Below are 20606 nucleotides of genomic sequence, written 5' to 3' on the forward strand. Positions count from 1 at the left end.
CGGGCCGTGGTCAGCCGCGCAGGGTGGCGGACGGGCTGGTGCCGTAGGCCTCCCGGTAGAGGGCGGCGAAGCGGCCCGGGTGGGCGAAGCCCCAGCGGGCGGCGATCTCCCCGACCGTGGTGTCGAGCGGGCTCGCCGCGCGCAGGTCCCGGTGGGCCTGCGCGAGGCGCACCCGGCGCAGATAGGCGAGGGGTGTGGTGTCGAGGTGGCGGCGGAAGGCGTACTGCAGGGCTCGTACGGTGACGTGGGCGGCCGCGGCCATCTCGGCGACGGTGAGCGGCTGGTCGGCGTGGTCCTCGATGTGGGCGACGGCCCGCCGGACGGTGGCCGAGTGGGCGTCGGTACGGTCCTGCGCGGTGGGGTCCGTGTGCGCGGTGTTCGGGAAGGCCGCCAGCACGCTCGCGGCGAGCAGCTGGCCGCCGGTGGCGGCGATCAGCGGCTGTTCGGCGACGGCAGGGTCGGCGAGGACGTGGTCGCGCAGGTAGAGGATGGTGTGCCGCAGGTGGCGGGCAGCGGCGGGCGTGTGCGGCCGGTGCCCGGTCAGCCGGACCGGCTGCGGCCGTCGGCTCGGCGCGGTGGCGGCGACCTGGTCCAGCAGGGCGGGCTCCAGCATCGTGATGTTGTAGCGGGCGGTGCGGATCTGCCCGCGGTACGGCGCGTCGGGCGGGGCGAAGAGCACCATGTCGCCGGGGCCGAAGTTGTCCCGTACGCCCCGGTAGACGTGGTCCTGGACGGTGCCCTCGTGGATCAGGCACAGGCAGATCCTGCCGAGCGGCGTCACCGCGTAGCTCATGTCGAAGCCCAGGTCGATCTCGTCCACGCTGACGGAGGGCAGGGTGTCGCGGCGGATGCGTGCCCTGCTGTTCTCCGGGCTGCTGCTGCCGATCGTCATGCGGGCGTAGGCCCGGCAGAGGAAGTCCTCCGTGAGGTCAAGGTCGTCGCTCTCGAACACCAGCGAGGTCATCACGTCACCGTTCCTGATGGGCATCGAATGTCACACCTGCCCCGAACGAGCGGGGACGCACATCCCTGCGTGTTTCCGTGGTGGTCGTGTCGCCCGGTGACGGACCTGTGCGGGACACGCCGTCGGATGGACTATCGGGGCTGTCGACCGCTTATCAGGTCATATTGTGCGAAATATGACGAAACGCCACATCACGTACCTCGCGTGCGCCGCCGCGCTCGTCGGGGTGGGACTCGGTGCCGCTCCGCCGGTCGCCGAGCAGCGGACCCATCTGGTCTTCCCGGGAGAATCGATCCAGCAGGCCGTCGACGAGGCCGCGCCGGGTGACACCGTCCTGGTGGCCCCCGGCACCTATCACGAGAGCGTCAAGGTCACCACGCCCGGGCTGACCCTGCGGGGCATGGGGCGCGACACCGTGATCAAGCCGGGCACGGACAAGGCCGCCCACAGCTGCGCCGAGGCCGGCAACGGCATCTGTGTGACCGGGACGGCGGACCGTGACCTCGAGGACGTCACCATCGCCAACCTGACGGTGACCGGCTTCCCCCGCACCGGTGTGTACGCCGACGCGACGGACCAGCTCACCGTGCGCAACGTGGCGGCGGTGGCGAACGGGGTGTGGGGCATCGCCCAGGAGCACTCGGTGCGCGGCGTGTTCCGCAAGAACACGGCCCGGGGCAACGGCGACGCGGGCCTGTTCCTCGCCAACACGGTCAACGCCGAGGAAGGCGCCACCGACACCCGGGGAGCGGTGGTCGAGCAGAACCGGCTGGAGGACAACCGGATCGGGCTCACCGTCCGCCGTCTGCGCAACCTCACCGTGGGGAACAACCACGTCACCGGCAACTGCGCGGGCGTGTTCATCGTCGGCGACGAGAACAAGCCGCGGGCCGGCGCGCTGACCGTGCGGGACAACCACATCCTGCGGAACAACAAGTCCTGCCCGAAGACGGCGCGGCTCGACGCCCTCCAGGGCTCCGGCATCGTCCTGACCGGCGCCGAGGACACCCTGATCACCCGCAACGTGGTCACGGGCAACGCCGGGAACTCCTCCATGTCGGGCGGCATCGTCCTGATCAAGAGCATGGTGGGCACCACCAGCGAGCGGAACCGGATCACCGAGAACATCCTGCGCAACAACGCCCCGGCCGACCTGGTCAACGCGGACACCGGCCAGGGCAACACCTTCGTGGCCAACACCTGCGGGGCCTCCCAGCCCGCGGGCCTGTGCTGACCGGCCGGCCCCGGCCGACCGCTGAACCCCGGAAGGAAGGCGGCGCATGACGACCGCTCAGACCTCCCCACCGCCGTCCATGCGGCTGAGGGAGCTCGTGTTCGGGGCGGCGTGCGCCGCCGCCCTCCGCGCGGCCGCCCGGCTGGGCGTCGCCGACGCGCTCGGCGACTCCCCGCAGGCCGTGGAGGACCTGGCGGCGGCGGTGAAGACCGAACCGCAGCCGCTGCGGCGGCTGCTGAGGACCCTGTCCTGCTACGGCGTCTTCGCCGAGGGGCGGGACGGCACGTTCGCCCACACCGACATGTCCCGGCTGCTGCGCGAGGACGACCCGCACAGCCTGCGCGCCATCACCCTGTGGTGCACCGAGCCGTGGACGTGGGACGCGTGGCCCAAGCTCGACGAGGCGGTGCGCACCGGCCGCAACGTCGTGGAGGCCCTGTACGGAAAGGAGTTCTTCACCTACCTCAACGAGGACGCCCCGGAATCCGCGGACGTCTTCAACCGGGCCATGACGACCTCCAGCATGCAGTCGGCGCGTGACGTGGCGCAGTTCCTCGATCTGTCGGGGAGCTCGTCGGTCGCCGACATCGGGGGCGGCCAGGGACATGTGGTGGCGAGCCTGCTGGAGAAGTACCCGTCGCTCCACGGGACGCTGCTCGACCTGCCGCGCGTGGTGGAGAACGCCGATCCGCGGCTGCGGCCGGGCGGCGCGCTCGCGGACCGGGTGCGTGTCGTGCCGGGCGACTGCCGGGTGGCCGTCCCGGTCCAGGCCGATGTGTACATCATCAAGAACATCCTGGAGTGGGACGACGACAGCACGGCCCGGACGCTGCGCAACGTCATCGAGGCGGGCGGTCCCGGGACGCGGGTCGTGGTCATCGAGAACCTCGTCGACGACACCCCCTCGATGAAGTTCAGCACGGCCATGGACCTGCTGCTGCTCCTCAACGTCGGCGGGGCCAAGCACACCACCGAGAGCATGGTGAGCCGGCTCACCGGGGCGGGCCTGGTCATCGACGACATCCGGCCGGTCAACCCGTATCTGCACGCGTTCGACTGCGTCGTCCCGTCTCACGACGCCCGTTGAGGCGGCCGTGGCCCGCGGGCAGCACGCAACCGCCGGTCGCCGGGCACGCCTCACGGTGTGTCCGGCGACCGGCGGGGGCGGACGGCTCAGGCGGTGGCGTCCCGGTCCCAGCGGTAGAAGCAGTTCGCCATCGCGTCCTTCGGGGAGCGCCAGGTCGCCGGGTCGTACGCGGTGACGTACGCCGACAGGCGCTCGCTGATGTCCCGGAACTCGGGGTGCCCGGCCATCCTGGCGATGGTGGGACCCGGGTCCTGTTCCGCCTCGATGAGGTGCAGGTACACGTCGTCGAACTGGAACAGGCTGCGCCGGGACACCCCGATGAGGTGCGGGAGTTCCCCGCGGTCCGACTCCGCGAACACCTTGGCGATGTCCGGGGCCGAGCCGGGGGCCATCCGGGCGACGATCAGGGTCTGGTGCATGGTCGTGTGCTCCGTCCCGCTCAGTCGGTCAGGGTCGGCACGGGATCGCGCTCCGCGGCGGCCTGTTCGATGCGGTCCCGGATCAGCGCCATCTGGACCTTGGAGTTGCGGTTGATGTTGTCGGTCATCCAGTCGTCGTCGACCGGTGCGTCCGGCTTCATCTCGAAGTCCTGGGTCCACACCATCCGGGTGCCCTCGGGGAGCTCCTCGTACTGCCACCGGATGTTCATGTACGCGAAGGGGCCGGTCTCGACGCGGCGGGCGCGCACGGAGAGCGTGGCGCGGTCCGTCTCGCGTTCGGAGACCCAGCTCCAGACCTTGCCGTCCTTGTCGGGGTGCATGGTGAGGCGGAAGGTGGTCTTGTTCCCCTCCTGGGACAGGATCTCCGCGGAGGCGTACTCGCTGAACAGGTTCGGCCAGTTCGCCACATCGTTGGTCATGTCCCAGACGAGGTCGACCGGTGCGGCGATGACGATCTCGTTCTGCGTGTGTCCGGCCATCTCAGGCTCCCGCGAGCAGCGCGCTGTTGACGAGGTCGAGGAACTGCCGCGGCGTCTTGGAGCGCTCCGCGTCCGGCGGCATCGGGGTGCCGTACCGGTTCTCCAGTTCGCCGACGATGCCGAGCAGGCCCAGCGAGTCGATGCCGAAGGCGTCGAAGCCGGTGTCCTGCTGCTGCTCGAGTTCCGGCGCGGGGACGGTGACCCCGGCGGACTTCTTCATCAGTTCGGCGAGTTCTTCCACGGTGATGCGGTCACTCATTCGGTTTCTCCTTTGCTCTGTGACGCCTCACTGCGCGGCGTCGGTGGTGCCGCGGCGCAGCACCAGGGCCGAGTTCGATCCCATGAGGCCCCGGCTGAGGACCAGGGCCGTGCGCAGCTCGGCGGCGCGCGCCCGGCCGGTCACCAGGTCGAGGTCGTGGCAGATGTCGAACACGTTGGGGGTGGGCGGGACGATGCCCTGTTCCATCGCGAGCACCGCCGCCGCGGCGTCCAGCACGGGCGCGGCGCAGTAGCCCCGGCCGATGCCGGTCTTGGGGGCGGTGACGGGCACCCGGTGGCCGTGTGCGCCGAGGGCGTCGGCGAGGGCCAGTGCCTCGGCGCGGTCCGCGTCCGGTACGCCGAGGGCGTCGGCGAAGACCACGTCGACCTCCTCGGGGGCGCAGCCGGCCTCGTCGAGGGCGCCGCGGATGGCCTGCGCCAGTCCCTCCCGGGACTGTTCCCAGCGGGAGGCACCGGTGAAGGTCGACGCGTGCCCGGCCAGGTACGCCCGCGCCTGAGCCCCTCGCTCCAGCGCCGTGGTCTCGTCCTCCACGACGAGCACGGCGCCGCCCTCGGCGGGCACGAATCCGCAGGCCGCCGAGGTGAACGGGCGGTAGGCGCGGGTCGGGTCGTCGGCGGTGCTCAGCTCCTGGTAGCCGAGCTGGCAGACCACCGAGTAGGGGGCGAGCGGGGCCTCCGTCGACCCGGCCACGACGACATCGGTGCCGCGCCGGACGGACCGCGCCGCGTGGGCGAGGGCGTCCAGGCCGCCGGCCTCGTCGGCGGCGACCACCCCGCAGGGTCCCTTGAAGCCGCGGCGGATGGAGATCTGGCCGGTGCTGGCCGCGTAGAACCAGGCGATGGACTGGTACGGGCCGACGTAGCGGCTGCCCTTGCCCCACAGCTGCTGGAGCTCGCGCTGGCCGAACTCGCCGCCGCCGGAGCCGGCCGCGGTGACGACGCCGACGGAGTACGGCGCCCGTTCGGTGTCGGCGCGGGCGAGGTTCGCGTCGTCGAGGGCCAGGTCGGCGGCGGCCAGCGCGAAGTGCGTGAACCGGTCCGTCTGGACGAGGAAGCGTTCCTCGACGGCCGCCGACGGGTCGAACTCCCGGATCTCGCCGGCCACCTTCAGCGGCAGGTGCTCGCATCCCTCACGGGTGACCCGGTCCAGGACGCTGATGCCTTCCTTGGTGGCCTTCCAGAAGGTCTCGGTGGTGGTTCCGTTGGGCGCGACCACGCCGATTCCGGTGACGGCCGCGCGCCGTGGATGCGGTTCGCTCATGGTGTTCTCTCCCTCGGCCGGGTCAGGATCACCGCGGACTGGAAACCGCCGAACCCGCTGCCCACGGAGAGCACGCTGCCCAGTCGTCGTTCGCGGGCGACGCGCGGCACGTAGTCCAGGTCGCACTCCGGGTCCGGCGTCTCGTAGTTCGCGGTGGGCGGTACGACCTGATGGGCGAGTGCCAGCACACAGGCGACGACCTCGATCGATCCGATGGCGCCGAGGGAGTGGCCCACCATGGACTTGATGGAGCTCATGGGCGTGTCGTAGGCGTGCTGTCCCAGGGCCCGCTTGACGGCGGCCGTCTCGTGCCGGTCGTTCTGCTGGGTGCCCGAGCCGTGCGCGTTGACGTAGTCGATCGCCGTGGGGTCGAGCCGGGCGTGGTCCAGGGCGAGTTCGATGGCCCGGGCCATCTCCAGGCCCTCCCTGGTGAGACCGGTCATGTGGTAGGCGTTGCCGAAGGTGGCGTAGCCGCCGATCTCGCAGTACACACGGGCCCCGCGGGCCTGTGCGTGCTCCAGGTCCTCCAGGACGAGGACGGCGCCGCCCTCCCCCATGACGAAGCCGTCGCGGTCGGCGTCGAAGGGGCGGGACGCGTGGGCGGGGTCGTCGTTGTTGGGGGACGTCGCCTTGATCGCGTCGAAGCACGCCATCGTGATCGGCGAGATCGGCGAGTCGGAGGCGCCGACGATGCAGACGTCGGCCCGGCCCTCCTCGATCGTGTGGAAGGCGTACCCGATCGAGTCGAGTCCGGAGGTGCAGCCCGTGGAGACGGTCTGCACCGGCCCGTGGGCCCCGAACCGTTCCGCCACCGTCGAGGCGAGGGTGCTGGGCGAGAACGCGCGGTGGAGCTGCGGTTCGGCCTCGCGGTGGTCCACGTCCCAGCGCTGCCCGCCGTGGCTGACCAGCACGTAGTCGTGCTCCAGGCGGGTGGTGCCGCCGACCGCGGTGCCCAGGGAGACTCCGACCCGCCACGGGTTCTCCCGGGCGAGGTCCAGGCCGGCGTCCCGCACCGCCTCGTCGGCGGCCACCAGCGCGAACTGGATGTACCGGTCGCAGCGTGCGACCTCGTCGGCGTCCAGGCCGTGGGCCGCCGGGTCGAAGTCGCACTCGGCGGCGATCCGCGACCGCAGCCCGGACGGGTCGAAGAAGGTGATGCCCCGCGTCGCCGTGCGCCCGTGGGACAGCAGGTCCCAGAACGCCGGTACGCCGATGCCGCCGGGGGCCACGATGCCTATGCCGGTGACCGCCACGCGCCTGGTCATGACCGGACCTGGCCTTCGGCGGTCAGGGTGTCACCGGCGGCCGCGTCGGCGGCGACCGGGACCGCGTCGGTCTCCTCGGTGTCGACGTGGCCGAGCGGCGGGCTCGGGGCGAGCGGGCCGAGGTGGAAGACGATGCGGGCCTCGACGTTGCCGACGTTGCGGAAGCGGTGCCGCATGTAGGCGGGGATCATCAGGCCCTGCTCGGGCTGCAGCGGGTGGGGCTCGCCGTCCAGGTCCACCTCCAGCTGCCCGCACACGACGTAGACGAACTCCTCGGAGTACGGGTGGTAGTGCTCACCGATGCGGTCTCCGGGCTGCACGATGGCCACGCCCATGAAGCCGCTGGTGGAGCCGACCGTGGCCGGGGTGAGCATGGCGCGCAGGTCGCCACCGCGCCGGGTGTTGGGCTCGACCTCGCTGAGATGCACGATTCTGGGATTGGCTTTGATCACGACTTTCCTCCGATCGGGTGCCGCATCGACGCGGCGGCCTGGCCGCCGCGGCCGTGCGCTGACGCATCAGGCCTCGGTCTCCGCGCGGCGGTCGGTGACGAGCTCCATACGGGCGAGCGTGAGCAGGCGGGCGGGGGTGACCTCCGCCAGCGCGGAGGCGTCCACGCCGAGCGCCTTCGCGTCGAGCAGTGCCATCACCTCGGCCGCCTGTCCGCGGTCGCCGAGGCCGAGCACGAGAGCAGGGTCGTCGCCGGGCCCGTCCTGGACGTCGATGAGCCGCATCACGACGTCGTCGCGCTGGAAGATGGTGCTGCGCAGCACCGGGCTCCGCGGATCGTCCGCCGCCACCTCGTCCTGCCGGGCGAGCAGTTCGGCCAGCCGCAGGCCGCAGCCCTCGCGGGCCGGGTAGTACAGCGCGTTCCGCACGGCGTCCGGGGTCTCCCGGCCGGCGGTCACATGGTGCACGGCGGGCAGCGCCGCGCGGGTGAAGAAGGCGCGGGCGGACTCGCCGTCGTCGAGCTCGCGCCGCTGCTCCAGGTGGGGGTTGATGGCCTCCTCGACGGCGCGTACCTCGGGCTGCTTGGAGACGTGGCGCAGCGCGGCGAGCAGGTCGCCCCGCACCTCGATGGCCCGCACGACGCGATTGCCGTGCATGAACAGGGAGGTGCGGCACAGCCGGGTGGTGTCGTCGACGCGCGGCTCGGGCGAGGCGTAGGCGGCGAGGATCTTCGCGACGGTCTCCTCGCTGCCCGGCTTGATCGTGAAGGTGAGCGCGTGACGGATGACACCGTCACCGATCCTGGGCGCCGTCTGGAGCCGGCCCCTACGCGGTTCGACGTCCATCGACGGGCCGTCGGTCTCGCGGACGATGTGGAAGCGAAGCGACCTGGTGTCGCGGACGCAGCTGTGCAGCGGTGCCACCATCCGCACGTGCTCCTCGCTGTTCACCCAGGTGAGGAACGGCGGGGCGCTCTCCCACTCACTGGTGATGAGCCATTGGGAGGGGTTCTCGATGGACTGGCACAGCTGGTCGCTCACATGGCCGGGGACGGACGTGACCTGGCTGCACAGTTGCTCGTATGCCTCCAGGAACTGCTGCTGAGCACCGTCGTAGACGTCCACGAGCAGGACGACACGGAGCCTGGAGCCGTCGAACACGGACTGGGAGACACGCTGCGACACCTGGTGGGTCTGCGGTCCCGAAACACGCTCGGACGTAATGGTCATCCTGCGCACATCTCCTTCTAGGGGCGGGGGTGAACGTCGGTCACGGGGAGCGACGTCGGCGTTTCTCGATCCTGTGCCCGTCCCCTGAGGAGCGCGACTCGTATGAACTACGCGGGTGACCGGCTGCGCTCACAGGTCCGGAAAGGCGGGACGGGGCTCAGATGAGGTGGGCGAAGACGACGAGGTTCTCCGTGTAGTCCTTCGCCTGGCGGTCGTAGTCACCCGCACAGGTGATGAGCCGGACCTGGGCCTGGCCCGTGTCTCCGTACACACGGTCGTTGGGGAAGCGGTCCTTTTCGAACGTCTCCACGTGGTCGATGACGAAGGACGCCTTGCGCCCGTCGGCGCGCTTGACGTGGAAGACGTCGCCCTTCTCCAGTTCACTGAGCCCGACGAACACGGCGGGCGACGTCTTCGTGTCCACGTGCCCGGCGATGATCGAGGTACCGATCTCCCCCGGTGACGGCCCCTTGGCGTGCCAGCCGACCAGGTTGGTGTCATCGGGGGGCGGGGCCTCCAGCTGGCCCGAGGGGAGGATGGCGAGGTCCGTGAAGGGGGCGTCGACCGAGATCTTCGGGATGAGCAGGCGCACGGGCCTCGATCGCGGCAGATGCTTGAGGGCGGGCCCTTCCCGCTTCTCGACGGGCGGGGTCGGGGCGCCGGCCGACGCGCCGGCCGGCGCGGCCTGCGGCGGACGGGAGGGCTCGGTGGCTTTCTCGTCGTCCGCCGGGTTCATGAGGATGATCAGGAAGGCCGCGGCGCACATCACCATCGCGCCGAGGCGGTGTTTCGGCCCGGTGGGGGGCGCTGCCTGGTCGGCGGGGGCGGACGGACCGGGTGCCATCGGAAAACCACCTCACTGGGGGCACTGCGGGAGGGCGAACGGGGTACGGCGGCCGGAGCCGGCCGGGCCGCCACGCGGCGCGCGCGTGGCGGCCGCAGCGGCTATCTCACCGGGCATGGGTCAGACCAGGCTCTGGGCCGACTTCTTACGGCGCACCACGTAGAGGCCGAGACCGGCGGCGGCCAGCACGCCCAGCCCGCCCGCGGTCACCGACGGAGCGGCGAGGGCGCCGCCGCCGGTGTGCATCCCGCCGCGCGGCTTGTCGTGGCCGCCGTCCCAGGAGTCCTTGCCGTGCTCGCTGTCCTTGTACCCCGAGGAGTGGCTGTCCTTGTACCCCGAGGAGTGGCTGTCCTTGGACGACTCGGAGTCCTTGCTGCCCCAGCTGTCCTCGTTGACCATGACCAGGGCGCCACCGCCGGTGTGCACGCCACCGCGCGGCTTGTCGTAGTCCTTGTCCTTGTCCTTGTCCGAGGAGTCCTTCTCGTAGTCCTTGTCCTTGTACGAGGAGTCCTTGTCCGAGTCCGACGAGTCCTTGTACGAGTCCGAGGAGTGGCTGTCCTTGGTGTCCTTCGAGGAGCCGGAGTCCTTGTTCCACTCGTCCTCGTTGAGCGAGGTCAGCGCACCGCCGCCGGTGTGCACGCCACCGCGCGGGGAGTCGTACGAGCTGTCCTTGTCGTGGTCCTTGCCGTAGTCCTTGTCCTCTTCCTTGCCGTACTTGTCCTCTTCCTTGCCGTACTTGTCCTCTTCCTTGCCGTAGTCCTTGTCCTCTTCCTTGCTCTCGTCCTTGCCGTAGTCCTTCGAGGACTCGTCCTTGCTGGAGTGCTCCTTGCTGTAGGAGGAGTCATCGTGGTCCGAGCCGACCGCGTAGGCGCCGGGCGCAGCGAGAGCGAGAGCGGCGGATGCCGCAGCGGCGGCCACAACCATGCGAGCAGAGCGCATCTGAGGTTCCTTCCGCCGACGGTCGAGCAGCCGGCACTTGGCACGGCTGACCTGACTCGACGTCGACATGGTCAACCGTCAGCCAGCCGGCTCGGAACCGCTACTCGGGGCGATCAGTCGGGTGAACGGTTCATCCGATTGACCGTCAACTGCCACTTGCTGCGAGGCAGCTGAGGGGACGTCGGACATGTGAGGAGCCGGCCCGCGGGGTGCGCGGGCCGGCTCGGTTCATTGGTCGTCTCGGGGGCGCCACCGGTCGGTCACCGGTGGGACGCGGCCCTCCGGGAGGGGTCAGGCGATGTGCAGCACCTCGCCCAGGACGCGACGCAGTTCCGCCTCGGCGTCGGAAACCGGGCCGGGGGCTCGCCAGGCGACGAATCCGTCGGGCCTGACCAGTACCGCGCCCTCGGGTGTCGTGCCGTGGCAGGCGCTCCAGTCCACCCCGTCCTCGGGCGTCAGCTCGGCGTCCGGGTCACTGCCCACCCGGTAGGAGAGGAGCGGCACGGACATACTCGCCGCGACGCGGACGGCGGCCTCGTGCCAGCCGCTTCCCGCCGCGGCGTCGCTGAGCAGCACCAGTGACCGTTCGTAGAGGTCGAGGGTGGAGATCCGCTCGCCCTCGTGCCGCAGCCACAAGTGCGGTGCCCTGCTGCCGGGTTCACCGCTCAGGTCGAGGCTCTCCGGGACGACCGGGCCCGCCGGGTCGGTGCCGACCACGGCGCCGCGCGGATAGCGGTACCCGAGAGCCACGTTCAGGATGCCGCGCTGAGGTCCGCCGCCGCCGGCGCCGCCGCCGACGCCGGGCGGCGGGGCGAACCCGGGGTGGCTGTGCTCGACCGACCGTCCGGCGGCCCGCGCGCTGGTCACCTCCGCCACCGGGCGGCGCTCGGCGTCGTAGGTGTCCAGCAGCCTCTCCCCCGCCCAGCCGCCGAGCACGGCGGCCAGCTTCCACGCGAGGTTGTGGGCGTCCTGGATACCGGTGTTGGAGCCGAAGGCCCCGGTGGGGGACATCTCGTGGGCCGAGTCGCCGGCCAGGAACACGCGTCCCGTCCCGTAGCTCTGGGCGACACGCTCGGCGGCGTGCCAGGGCGCCATGCCGGTCAGCTCCACGTCCAGGTCCGGGACGCCGACCGCGCGCCGGATGTGCTCGATGCACCGCTCCTCGGTGAACTCCTCCAAGGTCTCCCCGTCTTCGGGGTGCCACGGGGCGTGGAACACCCAGTTCTCGCGGTTGTCCACGGGCAGCAGCGCGCCGTCGGCTTCGGGGTTGGTCAGGTAGCAGACGATGAAGTGGCGGTCGCCCACGACATCGGCGAGGCGACGGGAGCGGAAGGTGATGCTGATGTTGTGGAACAGGTCGCCGGGGCCGCTCTGGCCGATGCCGAGCTGCTCACGGATGGGGCTGCGGGGGCCGTCGGCGGCGACGAGGTAGTCCGCGCGGATGGTGGTGTGCTCGCCGGTCTCGCGGCTTTTGACCACCGCGGTGACGCCGGTGGCGTCGGTGTCGAACGACATCAGTTCGGTGGCGTAGCGCAGGTCGCCGCCGAGCTGTGCGGCGCGGTCGAGCAGCACCGGCTCCAGGTCGTTCTGGCTGCACAGGCACCACGAGCTGGGACTGAACCGAGCCAGGCCGCCGCCCGGGTCGATCTCCCGGAACAGCCACTCCCCCGCGTCGCCGACCAGGGTGGGGGTCTGCAGGATGCCGTGGTTGTCGGCCAGCGTGGAGGCGGCCTGCCGGATCATCGGCTCGGCGCCGGCCACCCGGAACAGCTCCATCGTTCGGACGTTGTTGCCGCGGCCCCGGGGGTGGATGGAGGTGCCCGCATGACGCTCCACCAGCGTATGCCGCACCCCCAGCCGGCCCAGGAACAGAGAGGTCGACAGGCCGACCAGGGAACCGCCGACGATGAGGACTGGCACCTGATGGATCGTGGGGTCGGCTTGATCGGCTCTTTGGTTCATCACTCGCCTCCAGGCGGGTCGGGTCCGAGGGATTCGGCCGGATACGGCCGGGACCTCCATGCATGCCCGGCGAGCCGTGGGACGGCGCAGTCTTCACCCGCTTAACCCGCCGGGTTCGCCGTGTCGGCGGCAGAACCCGGCGGGCCCGGGGAGGAGCGGCCGGCGCGCGCCGCCGCCCGTCACCCCCCGCAGGCGGTGCGGATCCGGTAGAACTCGCTCAGGTACCGGGAGTGGTATCCGGCGCCGGTGATCCGTACGAACGCGTCGTCGGCCGAGCGCAGCGACGATCCCGTCAGGTTCGCGCTGCCGGTGTACACCCGCGGGGTGAGGTCGCCGTCGTGGCTGCCGTCGATGAGGATCTGCTTGTTGTGCGGGCGGACGTCGATGCCCGGGCCGTTGGGGATGCGGCAGCGGCGGTGCTGGATGCCGGCGGCGGTCAGCTTGTCGGTGACCGTGCTGTCGCTCTCGGCGTAGAGGAGGTCGATCCAGCAGCCCCGGCCCCGCAGCTCGGCCAGCTTGTCGGCGACCTGGACGCGCGAGCGGTAGAAGCTGTACATGACGATGCGGATGTCGCTGACGCGCCGCGCGCCGTCCGCGTCGGTGTACCCGCACCGGACCCCGTCGAGCGCCTGGACGACGTCGTCGGTGGCCGGGTTGTGGTACGAGGTGTCACCGCGCGGGAAGAAGGACGCCCGGTAGGCCGACCCGGACGGGGTGGAGAAGTACGCCCGGTTGTCGCCGGCGGCGAGGGTGCGGCCGTGCCGGAGCCGGTCGTGGTACCTGACGTACCCGTCGTACACGGCGCTGTCGGCGAAGGTGACGGCGTCGTTGAAGGACTCGGTCTTGTACCAGTCGGAGAGGTTCGACGAGGTCTGGAAGACGACGTTCGAGTAGCTCGTGCCGTCGTCGAAGGGGCCGATCCGGGAGAAGGTGAAGAACTTGTTGTGGTTGTACGCCGGTGGGGGCGGGGCCACGCTCAGGCAGCCGCGCTGGACGTCGTCCACGCCGTCGGGGTCCTCGAACCGGTCGTCACAGACGACGATCCAGGAGCGGGCGGTGTCCCGGGTGCCGAGCCCGGCCCTGAGGGCCCGGTAGGACGGGTTGGCGTACTCGTCGCCGTTCGCGTCGACGTAGGTCGAGTCGTCGACGACGAGTCTGACGGCGACGCCGCGCCGGTGGGCGGCGAGCAGCGCGTCGGCGACGTCCCGGTCGTCGAGCTCGTAGACGGAGCCGCGGATCTCCGCGCCGGGGGGCGTCGCCTCGATCAGCCGCAGCAGCTGGGTGAAGATCGCCTCGCGCTGTGCCGACGTGCCCAGGGGGTTGTTGAATACGGGGCCGCCGACGACGGGTTTGTCCAGTGCGGCGGCCGGTGTGGCGCCGCCGAAGAGGAGGGTGGCCACCAGGGACAGGACGGCGGCGGCGCCGGGCAGCGCCGCCGAACGGCGAAGGGGCAGTAGGGTCACGGAGACGAGCCTTCCTTCCCGCATCCCGGGAAGTCCTGACGGGTGACGAATCCACCCGGACGGCGTACATCCGGGGCGGCTCCGGACGGGTCGTCACCCTCTTCGAGGAAGCGGACGCTGCGGCTCGCGGTGGGTCAGCGGCGCGTCGAAGGGGTGAAGCGGCTGGACCAGTACGCGGTGCGGTCCAGGTAGGCCGTCTCCGCGGCGGTGCCCGTGCGGCCGTAGGCGCCGTCGTAGGTGCGGTAGCCGTGGCCGGCGGGCGGGGTGGAGTCGGCGGGTTCGATGGTGCTGCCCTCGTGCCATTCGTTGAAGGAGGTGACCGACACCCAGGTCGGTGAGCCTCCGGTGGCCGGGGCGAGGGCGTTGGTCCACTGCCGGTCGTAGGCCGCGCCGTCGGCGCGCTCGACGGTCGGGGTGGTGTTGCCCGGCACCGCCCGGTCGTCGAGGTAGCCGGGCGCCACGGACGGGGCCCAGATCAGGCCGTGGGCGCGGGCGTGGTCCCCCGCCTGTTTCCAGCCGGGGGCGGTGGCTCCGGCGATGCCGTCGTAGGTGTACATGCCGGAGAAGTGCGCGATCTTCGAGGTGTCGGTGGTCTGGGCGAGCACGATGCTGGTGTCCGTGACCTGGTCGAGCGCGGACCAGTCGGCGACGTCGAGGCTCTGGAAGACGTAGAAGGCGCTCTTGTTGCCGTGCCGCGCCGAGCGGTGGAAGGCGGGGTGGTCGCCGTAGGTGGCGTTGATGTACTCGATGTCGGCGACGGTGGACGCGGCGGTGCGGCCGGCGTACGGCTCGAGGTGCCAGGCGACCTTCACGCCCTCCTTCTGCGCGGCGTCCAGGATGCCCCGGGCGAGGCGGTCCTCGTAACTGCCCCGCCCCCACCAGCTGGTGACGACGACCCCGGCGCCGGAGCGGGCGACCCACTTCATGTGCTGGGCCACGGTTCCGTCGAAGTCCCCGGAGTCGTACGGGCCGAGCGCGGGGTAGAAGTCGGCGCCGATGCCGTCCGGCGGAGTGTGGCCGCCCTGCTGCCAGTGGCGCCAGCCGCCGTGGACCGCCGGGCTGCCGTACCACGGGTAGTAGAAAAGGTGCACGTTCGGGTTCAGAGGGGTCGTCGTGGCCTGGGTGGCGAGGGTGAAGGTGTCGATGTCGAAGAGGGCTCCGCTGCCGCCGGTGAACCTCAGGACCAGGGGCCCGGAGGCGGTCGCGGTGAGGGTGGTCGACACCGTCGTGAAGGTCTCCCAGCCGCCGGTCACCGGCACGCGTACCGAGCCGAGGAGGGTTCCGGTGGCCGAGCCGGAGCGGATCTCGATGGTGCCGCCGGCGCCGGCCGAGGACACGCGGGCGGTGAAGGCGCGGGCGCCGGCCGTGGAGACGGAGGCGTAGGCGGCCCAGTCGCCGTGGTCGATGTAGCCGAGGGTCTGCCCGCCACTGGCCGGGCCGTGCGCGGCGATCTGGACGCCGCTGCCCGAGGTGAAGGACTCCGCCTCCACCTGTGCGGGGGCGGCCGGGGCGGAGCAGTCGCCGGGAGCCTGTCCGGCCGCGTAGCGCACGGCGCCGAGGAGCAGGGCGCGGAAGGCCGGGTCGCTGTAGGACTGCGCCGTGTGGCCGAGACCGGTGTAGAAGGAGCGGCCCTTGCCCTGGGGGTGGCACCAGGTGATGGGGTGGTCGGCGCCCATTTCGCCGCCGCTGTAGGTGCTCTCGTCGAGGGTCTGCAGGACGCGGACGCCGGGGCGCGGGTTGGTGCGGTAGTTGTACCACTCGTCGGTGTGCGTCCAGGTGGCGCCGAGGTGGGCGGTCGCGGGATGGCCACGGTCCTCGGTGCGGACGGTGGCCTGCTGGATGGCCGGGTGGCTCTTGAAGTAGGCGCCGACGAGCCGGCCGTAGTAGGGCCAGTCGTACTCCGTGTCGGCGGCGGCGTGCACGCCCAGGAAGCCGCCGCCGCCGTCGACGTAGGACTCCAGGGCACTCTGCTGGGTGCCGTTGAGGACGTCGCCGGTGGTGTTGAGGAAGACGACCGCCTCGTAGGTGGCGAGGTTCGCGGGGGTGAAGGCGGCCGGGTCCTCGGTGGCCGTGACGGAGAAGTCCGCCTGCGTGCCGAGGGCGCGCAGGGCGTCGATGCCGGCGGGGATGGAGTCGTGGCGGAATCCTGCGGTCCGGGAGAAGACGAGGACGTCGAAGGCAGCCCGGGCGTCGTCCTCGTCGGCCTGTGCCGTCGTGGCGGGTGCGGCGAGTGCGCAGCTCAGGGTCAGGGCGAGTGCCGTCAGGCCGCGACGGACGGCCCGTCGTGTCGGGCTGGTCATGTCAGCGCCCCTTTCGTGCCGCGGTGGTGGTGAGAGTGAAGGTGTCGATGTCGAAGAGGGCTCCGTTGCCGCCGGTGAAGGTGAGGAACAGCGGTCCGGAGCCGGTGCCGGACAGTGCCGTGCCGACGGTGGTGAACGTCTCCCAGCCGCCGGTCACGGGGACGGTCACCGACCCGAGCAGGGGGCCGGTCGCGGAGCCGGAGCGGATGTGGAGGGTGCCGCCGGCTCCGGCCGAGGACACCCTGGCGGAGAACACGGTCGCGCCCGCGGTGGAGACGGAGGCGTAGCCGGCCCAGTCGCCGTGGTCGATGTAGCCGAGGGTCTGCCCGCCGCCGGCCGGGGCGTGTGCGGCGGCCTGGACTCCGGAGCCCGAGGTGAAGGACTCGCCCTCGTGGGTGGTGGTACGCCCGCTGCCGGTGTCGAGGGTGAAGGCGTCGACGTCGTAGAGGTTGCCCTGCCCGGTCGGTCCGCGGAAGACGAGGTACAGCTCGGTGGCACCCGAGGGGGCGGCGGACAGTCCGGTCGTGACGTCGGTGAAGGTGTCCCAGCCACCGGTCACCGGGACGGTCGCGGTGCCGAGGAGGGTGCCGGTCGGGGAGCCGGCGCGGATCTCCAGGGTGCCGCCGGCTCCGGCGGAGGAGACGCGGGCGGTGAACCTGGTCGCGTCGGAGAGCGCGTACGGCTTGAAGGAGATCCAGTCGCCGCTGTCGGTGAAGCCGACGGTCCTGCCGCCCTCGGCGGTGGCGTGCGCGGCGGTCTGGACGCCGGACTGGGCGGTGAAGTGCTCGGCCTGGCGGTGGCGGGGCTGGAGGGTGCGCACCGAGTGCCCGGTCAGGCCGCCGCTGTCGGTGTACTCGGCGTCGAAGACGCCGTAGAGATTGGCGGCGCTGTCGTGTTCGCCGTCCTGGGGGACGGTGATGGTGCCGGTGCAGCCGGTCGTGGAGGTGATGGCGTGGGTGTGGCTGTCGTGGCCGAGGAGGTAGGTGACCTTGACCTTGGCGCAGTCGACGGTGCCGTCCTCCGGGTCGGTGGCCTGGACGCGGAAGGGCACGGTGTCGCCGAAGGAGAACAGCCGTCCGTCGGCCGGCGCCTGGAGGGTGACGGTGGGTGCGGTGTTGCCCGCGGTGATCACCAGGCTGGCCGTGCCGGTGAGTCCTTCGGGGTCCCTGACGGTGAGGGTGGGGCGGTAGGTCCCCTTCGTGGTGTACGTGTGGCTGGGGTCGGCCTCCGTGGAGGTCGCGCCGTCGCCGAAGTTCCAGTGGTACGTCAGGGCCTTGCCCTCGGGGTCGGCGCTGCCCCGGGAGGTGAACTCGACGGTCAGCGGGAGGGCGCCGGAGGTCTTGTCGGCGGCGGCCCTGGCGACGGGGTTGCGGTTGCCGCCCGCGATGTACTCGACGCGGTACAGGGCCTGGTTGTTGCTTCCGGTGCCGTAGTCGAGGACGTAGAGCGCGCCGTCCGGGCCGAAGTCGGTGTCCATCACCTGGGTGCCGTTCCAGGGGAAGTCCTCGATGGTGCCGTAGGAGCCGTCGGCCTTCACCTCGATCGCCTTGATCCACTGGCGTCCGTACTCGGCGGCGAAGAAGCGTCCGTCGAGTGACTGCGGGAACTTGACGGGCGAGTTCAGGTTCGGGTCGTAGCGGTAGACCTCGCCGCCCATCGGGGACTCGGAGCCGCCGCCGAACTCCGGGGGCGAGCCGTCGAGGCCGTACCTGATCCAGCTCGGCTTGGCCGGGGGCAGCTTGGACTGGCCGGTGTTGCGGAAGGAGTTGTTCGTGGGGCCGCCCGCGCAGTCGTACCTGGCGCCGGAGGGACCGCTGGGGAAGGTGTACTCGTTGTAGGTCTCGGCGGTGGTGTTGGTGCCGGTGCAGTAGGGCCAGCCGTAGTTGCCGGGGGCGGTGATCCGGTTGAACTCGACCTGGCCGCCGGGGCCGCGGCCGGGGTCGGTGCCGCCCGCGTCCGGGCCGTAGTCGCCGAGGTAGACGGTGCCGGTGGCGCGGTCGACGGACATGCGGAACGGGTTGCGGAAGCCCATCGCGTAGATCTCGGGCCGGGTGTTCGGGGTGCCGGGTGCGAAGAGGTTGCCCGCGGGGACGGTGTAGCCGCCGTCGGCGGTGGGCTTGATGCGCAGCAGCTTGCCGCGCAGGTCGTTGGTGTTGGCGGAGCTGCGCTGGGCGTCGAACTGGGGGTTGCGGTTGGTGCGTTCGTCGATCGGGGCGTAGCCGGCGGAGTCGAAGGGGTTGGTGTCGTCGCCGGTGGTCAGGTAGAGGTTCCCGGCCGCGTCGAAGTCGATGTCGCCGCCGACGTGGCAGCACTGGCCGCGGTCGCCCGGCACTTCGAGGACGACTTTCTCGCTGGCCGGGTCCAGGGTGTTGTCGGCCCTGAGCGTGAAGCGCGAGAGGTTGAGGTGCCCTTTCCACGGCGCGAAGTCGGCGGCGGTTCCGGTGACGGGGGCGTCGCCCGCGGGGGTGGGGAGCTTGGGCGAGTAGTAGAGGTAGACGTACCGGTTGGTGGTGAAGCCGGGGTCGGCGGCGATGCCCTGGAGGCCTTCCTCGTCATGGGTGTAGACGTCGAGTTTTCCGGCCACCTTGGTGTTGCCCGCGGCGTCGGTGTGGCGGACCGTGCCGTCCCGGGCGGTGTGCAGGACGGAGCGGTCGGGCAGTACGGCGAGCGACATGGGCTCGCCCAGCTCGGCCGCCCCGGTGGCCAGTTGGACCTGCTGGTAGTCGCCGGGCGGGATGACCTCGGGGGCGGCTGCCGCGGGTGCGGGCAGGGCCCCGGTGGCTCCGGCCAGGAGCAGGGTGAGGGCCGTGAGCCGACGGAGCCCTGCGCGAGGGCGCTGAGACATGACGGAGCTTTCCTTCCTGACGGTGGGAGGTGTCAGGCAAGGCGCGCGCCGGCCGCGCTTGCCGCGTGCGTCAGCGGTGCTCTGTGCAAGGAAATTTGCGATGATCGCGCGGGAGATTGCGCGACAGTGAGGGTCACTTGCACTGTGGCGAGGCGCGACAGGTTTGTCAATGCTCTGTCAAAATACGCCGCGGGCCGGGAGATCAGGACACGTTGTCCCCGTGGGTCAGCGTCTCCCAGGCGACGAAGAGGTTGTTCGTCCCCATCGGGCGGCGGGCCAGGGTGTACGCCTCGGTGTTGGTCATGGCGTGGCCGAGGCGGTGGTGCAGGGCGTTGTAGCCGACCTCGGTGACCGGGCCGAGGCCGCGCTCGACCGTGCCGCCGCAGAGCCAGGACGGCGGCTGGTTCAGCTCGTACGTGGCGTGGAAGCCGAGGGCGTGCCGGATCCGCTCGCCGAACTCCGGGTAGAGGTCCTGGCCTTGGATCCGTGAGGTCTCGGCGACCTGGGCCATGGCGGCGATGCCGTAGCCGGTGTGTGTGAAGTCGCGGCAGGTCTCCTGGGAGAGGCCGTTGACGAAGGTCGTCTGGCCGTGCCAGTAGGCGATGATCTCGTCGCGGGTGTCACGCCCGTCGCCCGGCTTGGTGCGCGGCAGGGCGCCGTCGGAGGTCAGGTAGACGTACGCGGGGACGCGGTTGCGGAAGAGCGCGACGGCCCGGTCGTAGATCGCCTTGTCGTCGAGGAAGACGCCGATGCCGATGATGGCCTGGATCATGCTCAACTCCCAGTTGCCGTTGGAGTTGGAGCCGTTCTGGATCTCCGGGTAGTAGACCGTGCGCAGCATGGTGGCGAAGCGGCCGGCGCCCGGCCAGTCGCCGTAGACGTGCTTGATGATCTCGGCGGCCTTGGGCCAGGAGGAGGCGGCCCAGGCGGTCTGGAGCGGCGCGTTGCTGTTGGTGTGGTCCCGGACGGTGGCCGACCAGGCATCCATGATCTGGATCGCCTTGCGGGCGTGCGCGGCGTCCCGGGTGACGTACCAGGCGAGCGCGTGGGTGTACGCGGCGATGGCGTCCTCACGCTCGTCCGTGCAGCCGTTGTTCGGGTTGGAGTACGAGCCGCATTCCACGACGGCGCGGGGGTGGGGCGCGTACGAGAGGGAGGCGTACCGCGAGCTCATCATCTGGCGGAAGGCCGCGGCCTGCGGGGCGGCGCCCGCGTCGACCCGGGCGCGCATGGTGTCGAGCTGGGCACGGCTCACGCCGACGCCGGGGTGGGTGAACACGGCGGGGGCGGCCTGGGAGGCCGGGACGGCGGGGGCTGCGGGAACGGTGGTGGACCGCGCGGGAGCGGTGGTGGTTCGCGCGGCCGTGGCCGGCGCCGCGAGGGCGCCGGCCAGCAGTACGCCGGCCACTGTGAGCAGAGCGGACTTCAGGACTCTTCCAGGCATGGGGGGTTGCCTTTCTGACGGCGCATCGTGTTCACGTATGTGATCAGCTCACGATGATGTGAATGGCGCTGTGGCCGGGAAGCTAGCGCCCCACCATGAACACGTCAAGGTCTGGACCTGA

17 protein-coding genes are annotated in these 20606 nt (G+C 71.2%); 2 read left to right on the top strand and 15 right to left on the bottom strand.

Translation table 11 applies throughout. The features are described from left to right. Window positions 1-10: 10 nt before the first annotated feature. The gene (locus tag ACIG0D_RS22945) at window positions 11-988 is read right to left on the bottom strand and encodes a helix-turn-helix transcriptional regulator (protein ID WP_399803812.1); all 978 of its coding nucleotides are present in this window, start codon (window positions 986-988) and stop codon (window positions 11-13) included. A gap of 151 nt (window positions 989-1139) precedes the next feature. Between ACIG0D_RS22945 and ACIG0D_RS22950 the strand changes: the two genes are divergently transcribed. Together ACIG0D_RS22950 and ACIG0D_RS22955 are read left to right on the top strand one after the other, a co-directional pair. Then, on the top strand, window positions 1140-2198 hold the full coding sequence (locus tag ACIG0D_RS22950) for a nitrous oxide reductase family maturation protein NosD (RefSeq protein ID WP_399803815.1): 1059 nt from the start codon (window positions 1140-1142) through the stop codon (window positions 2196-2198). Window positions 2199-2244: 46 nt separating this feature from the next. Then, window positions 2245-3285: a methyltransferase gene (locus tag ACIG0D_RS22955; protein WP_399803817.1), complete on the top strand. Its 1041-nt coding sequence runs from the start codon at window positions 2245-2247 to the stop codon at window positions 3283-3285. Window positions 3286-3371: 86 nt separating this feature from the next. Here the strand turns inward: ACIG0D_RS22955 and ACIG0D_RS22960 are convergent, their stop codons facing one another. The 14 genes from ACIG0D_RS22960 to ACIG0D_RS23025 form a co-directional block, all read right to left on the bottom strand. Then, on the bottom strand, window positions 3372-3704 hold the full coding sequence (locus ACIG0D_RS22960) for a TcmI family type II polyketide cyclase (RefSeq protein ID WP_399803820.1): 333 nt from the start codon (window positions 3702-3704) through the stop codon (window positions 3372-3374). Window positions 3705-3724: 20 nt separating this feature from the next. Continuing rightward, window positions 3725-4204: an SRPBCC family protein gene (locus tag ACIG0D_RS22965; RefSeq protein ID WP_399803822.1), complete on the bottom strand. Its 480-nt coding sequence runs from the start codon at window positions 4202-4204 to the stop codon at window positions 3725-3727. A gap of 1 nt (window position 4205) precedes the next feature. Next, window positions 4206-4463, bottom strand: a complete 258-nt coding sequence (locus ACIG0D_RS22970) for an acyl carrier protein (RefSeq protein ID WP_365767192.1) — start codon at window positions 4461-4463, stop codon at window positions 4206-4208. Between the two features lie 27 nt (window positions 4464-4490). Then, complete coding sequence (locus ACIG0D_RS22975; protein ID WP_399803826.1) at window positions 4491-5744, bottom strand: beta-ketoacyl synthase N-terminal-like domain-containing protein; 1254 nt, start codon at window positions 5742-5744, stop codon at window positions 4491-4493. Next, window positions 5741-7009, bottom strand: coding sequence for a beta-ketoacyl-[acyl-carrier-protein] synthase family protein (locus ACIG0D_RS22980; protein ID WP_365767196.1), 1269 nt, complete (start codon window positions 7007-7009; stop codon window positions 5741-5743). Before ACIG0D_RS22980 ends, ACIG0D_RS22975 begins: the two co-directional genes overlap by 4 nt. Then, the gene (locus ACIG0D_RS22985; RefSeq protein WP_399803829.1) at window positions 7006-7461 is read right to left on the bottom strand and encodes a cupin domain-containing protein; all 456 of its coding nucleotides are present in this window, start codon (window positions 7459-7461) and stop codon (window positions 7006-7008) included. The genes ACIG0D_RS22980 and ACIG0D_RS22985 overlap by 4 nt, the downstream gene beginning before the upstream one ends. 66 nt (window positions 7462-7527) lie before the next feature. Continuing rightward, on the bottom strand, window positions 7528-8688 hold the full coding sequence (locus ACIG0D_RS22990; protein WP_399803832.1) for a SchA/CurD-like domain-containing protein: 1161 nt from the start codon (window positions 8686-8688) through the stop codon (window positions 7528-7530). Window positions 8689-8845: 157 nt separating this feature from the next. Continuing rightward, on the bottom strand, window positions 8846-9532 hold the full coding sequence (locus tag ACIG0D_RS22995) for a class F sortase (RefSeq protein ID WP_399803835.1): 687 nt from the start codon (window positions 9530-9532) through the stop codon (window positions 8846-8848). A gap of 120 nt (window positions 9533-9652) precedes the next feature. Continuing rightward, on the bottom strand, window positions 9653-10471 hold the full coding sequence (locus ACIG0D_RS23000; RefSeq protein WP_399803837.1) for a hypothetical protein: 819 nt from the start codon (window positions 10469-10471) through the stop codon (window positions 9653-9655). Between the two features lie 291 nt (window positions 10472-10762). Further along, window positions 10763-12433: an FAD-dependent oxidoreductase gene (locus tag ACIG0D_RS23005; RefSeq protein ID WP_399803839.1), complete on the bottom strand. Its 1671-nt coding sequence runs from the start codon at window positions 12431-12433 to the stop codon at window positions 10763-10765. Between the two features lie 179 nt (window positions 12434-12612). Beyond that, a complete protein-coding gene (locus tag ACIG0D_RS23010) occupies window positions 12613-13896 on the bottom strand; it encodes a phosphatidylserine/phosphatidylglycerophosphate/cardiolipin synthase family protein (RefSeq protein WP_399803841.1) in 1284 nt (427 codons plus the stop codon). Between the two features lie 134 nt (window positions 13897-14030). Further along, window positions 14031-16196, bottom strand: coding sequence for a ThuA domain-containing protein (locus ACIG0D_RS23015; protein WP_399803844.1), 2166 nt, complete (start codon window positions 16194-16196; stop codon window positions 14031-14033). Between the two features lies 1 nt (window position 16197). After that, window positions 16198-19041, bottom strand: coding sequence for a carbohydrate-binding protein (locus tag ACIG0D_RS23020; protein ID WP_399803846.1), 2844 nt, complete (start codon window positions 19039-19041; stop codon window positions 16198-16200). A 202-nt stretch (window positions 19042-19243) separates the two neighbouring features. After that, window positions 19244-20485, bottom strand: a complete 1242-nt coding sequence (locus ACIG0D_RS23025) for an alginate lyase family protein (protein ID WP_399803848.1) — start codon at window positions 20483-20485, stop codon at window positions 19244-19246. Window positions 20486-20606 lie beyond the last annotated feature (121 nt).

It is taken from the genome of Streptomyces sp. NPDC052773 (genome assembly GCF_044547145.1).
Classification (GTDB): Bacteria; Actinomycetota; Actinomycetes; order Streptomycetales; family Streptomycetaceae; genus Streptomyces.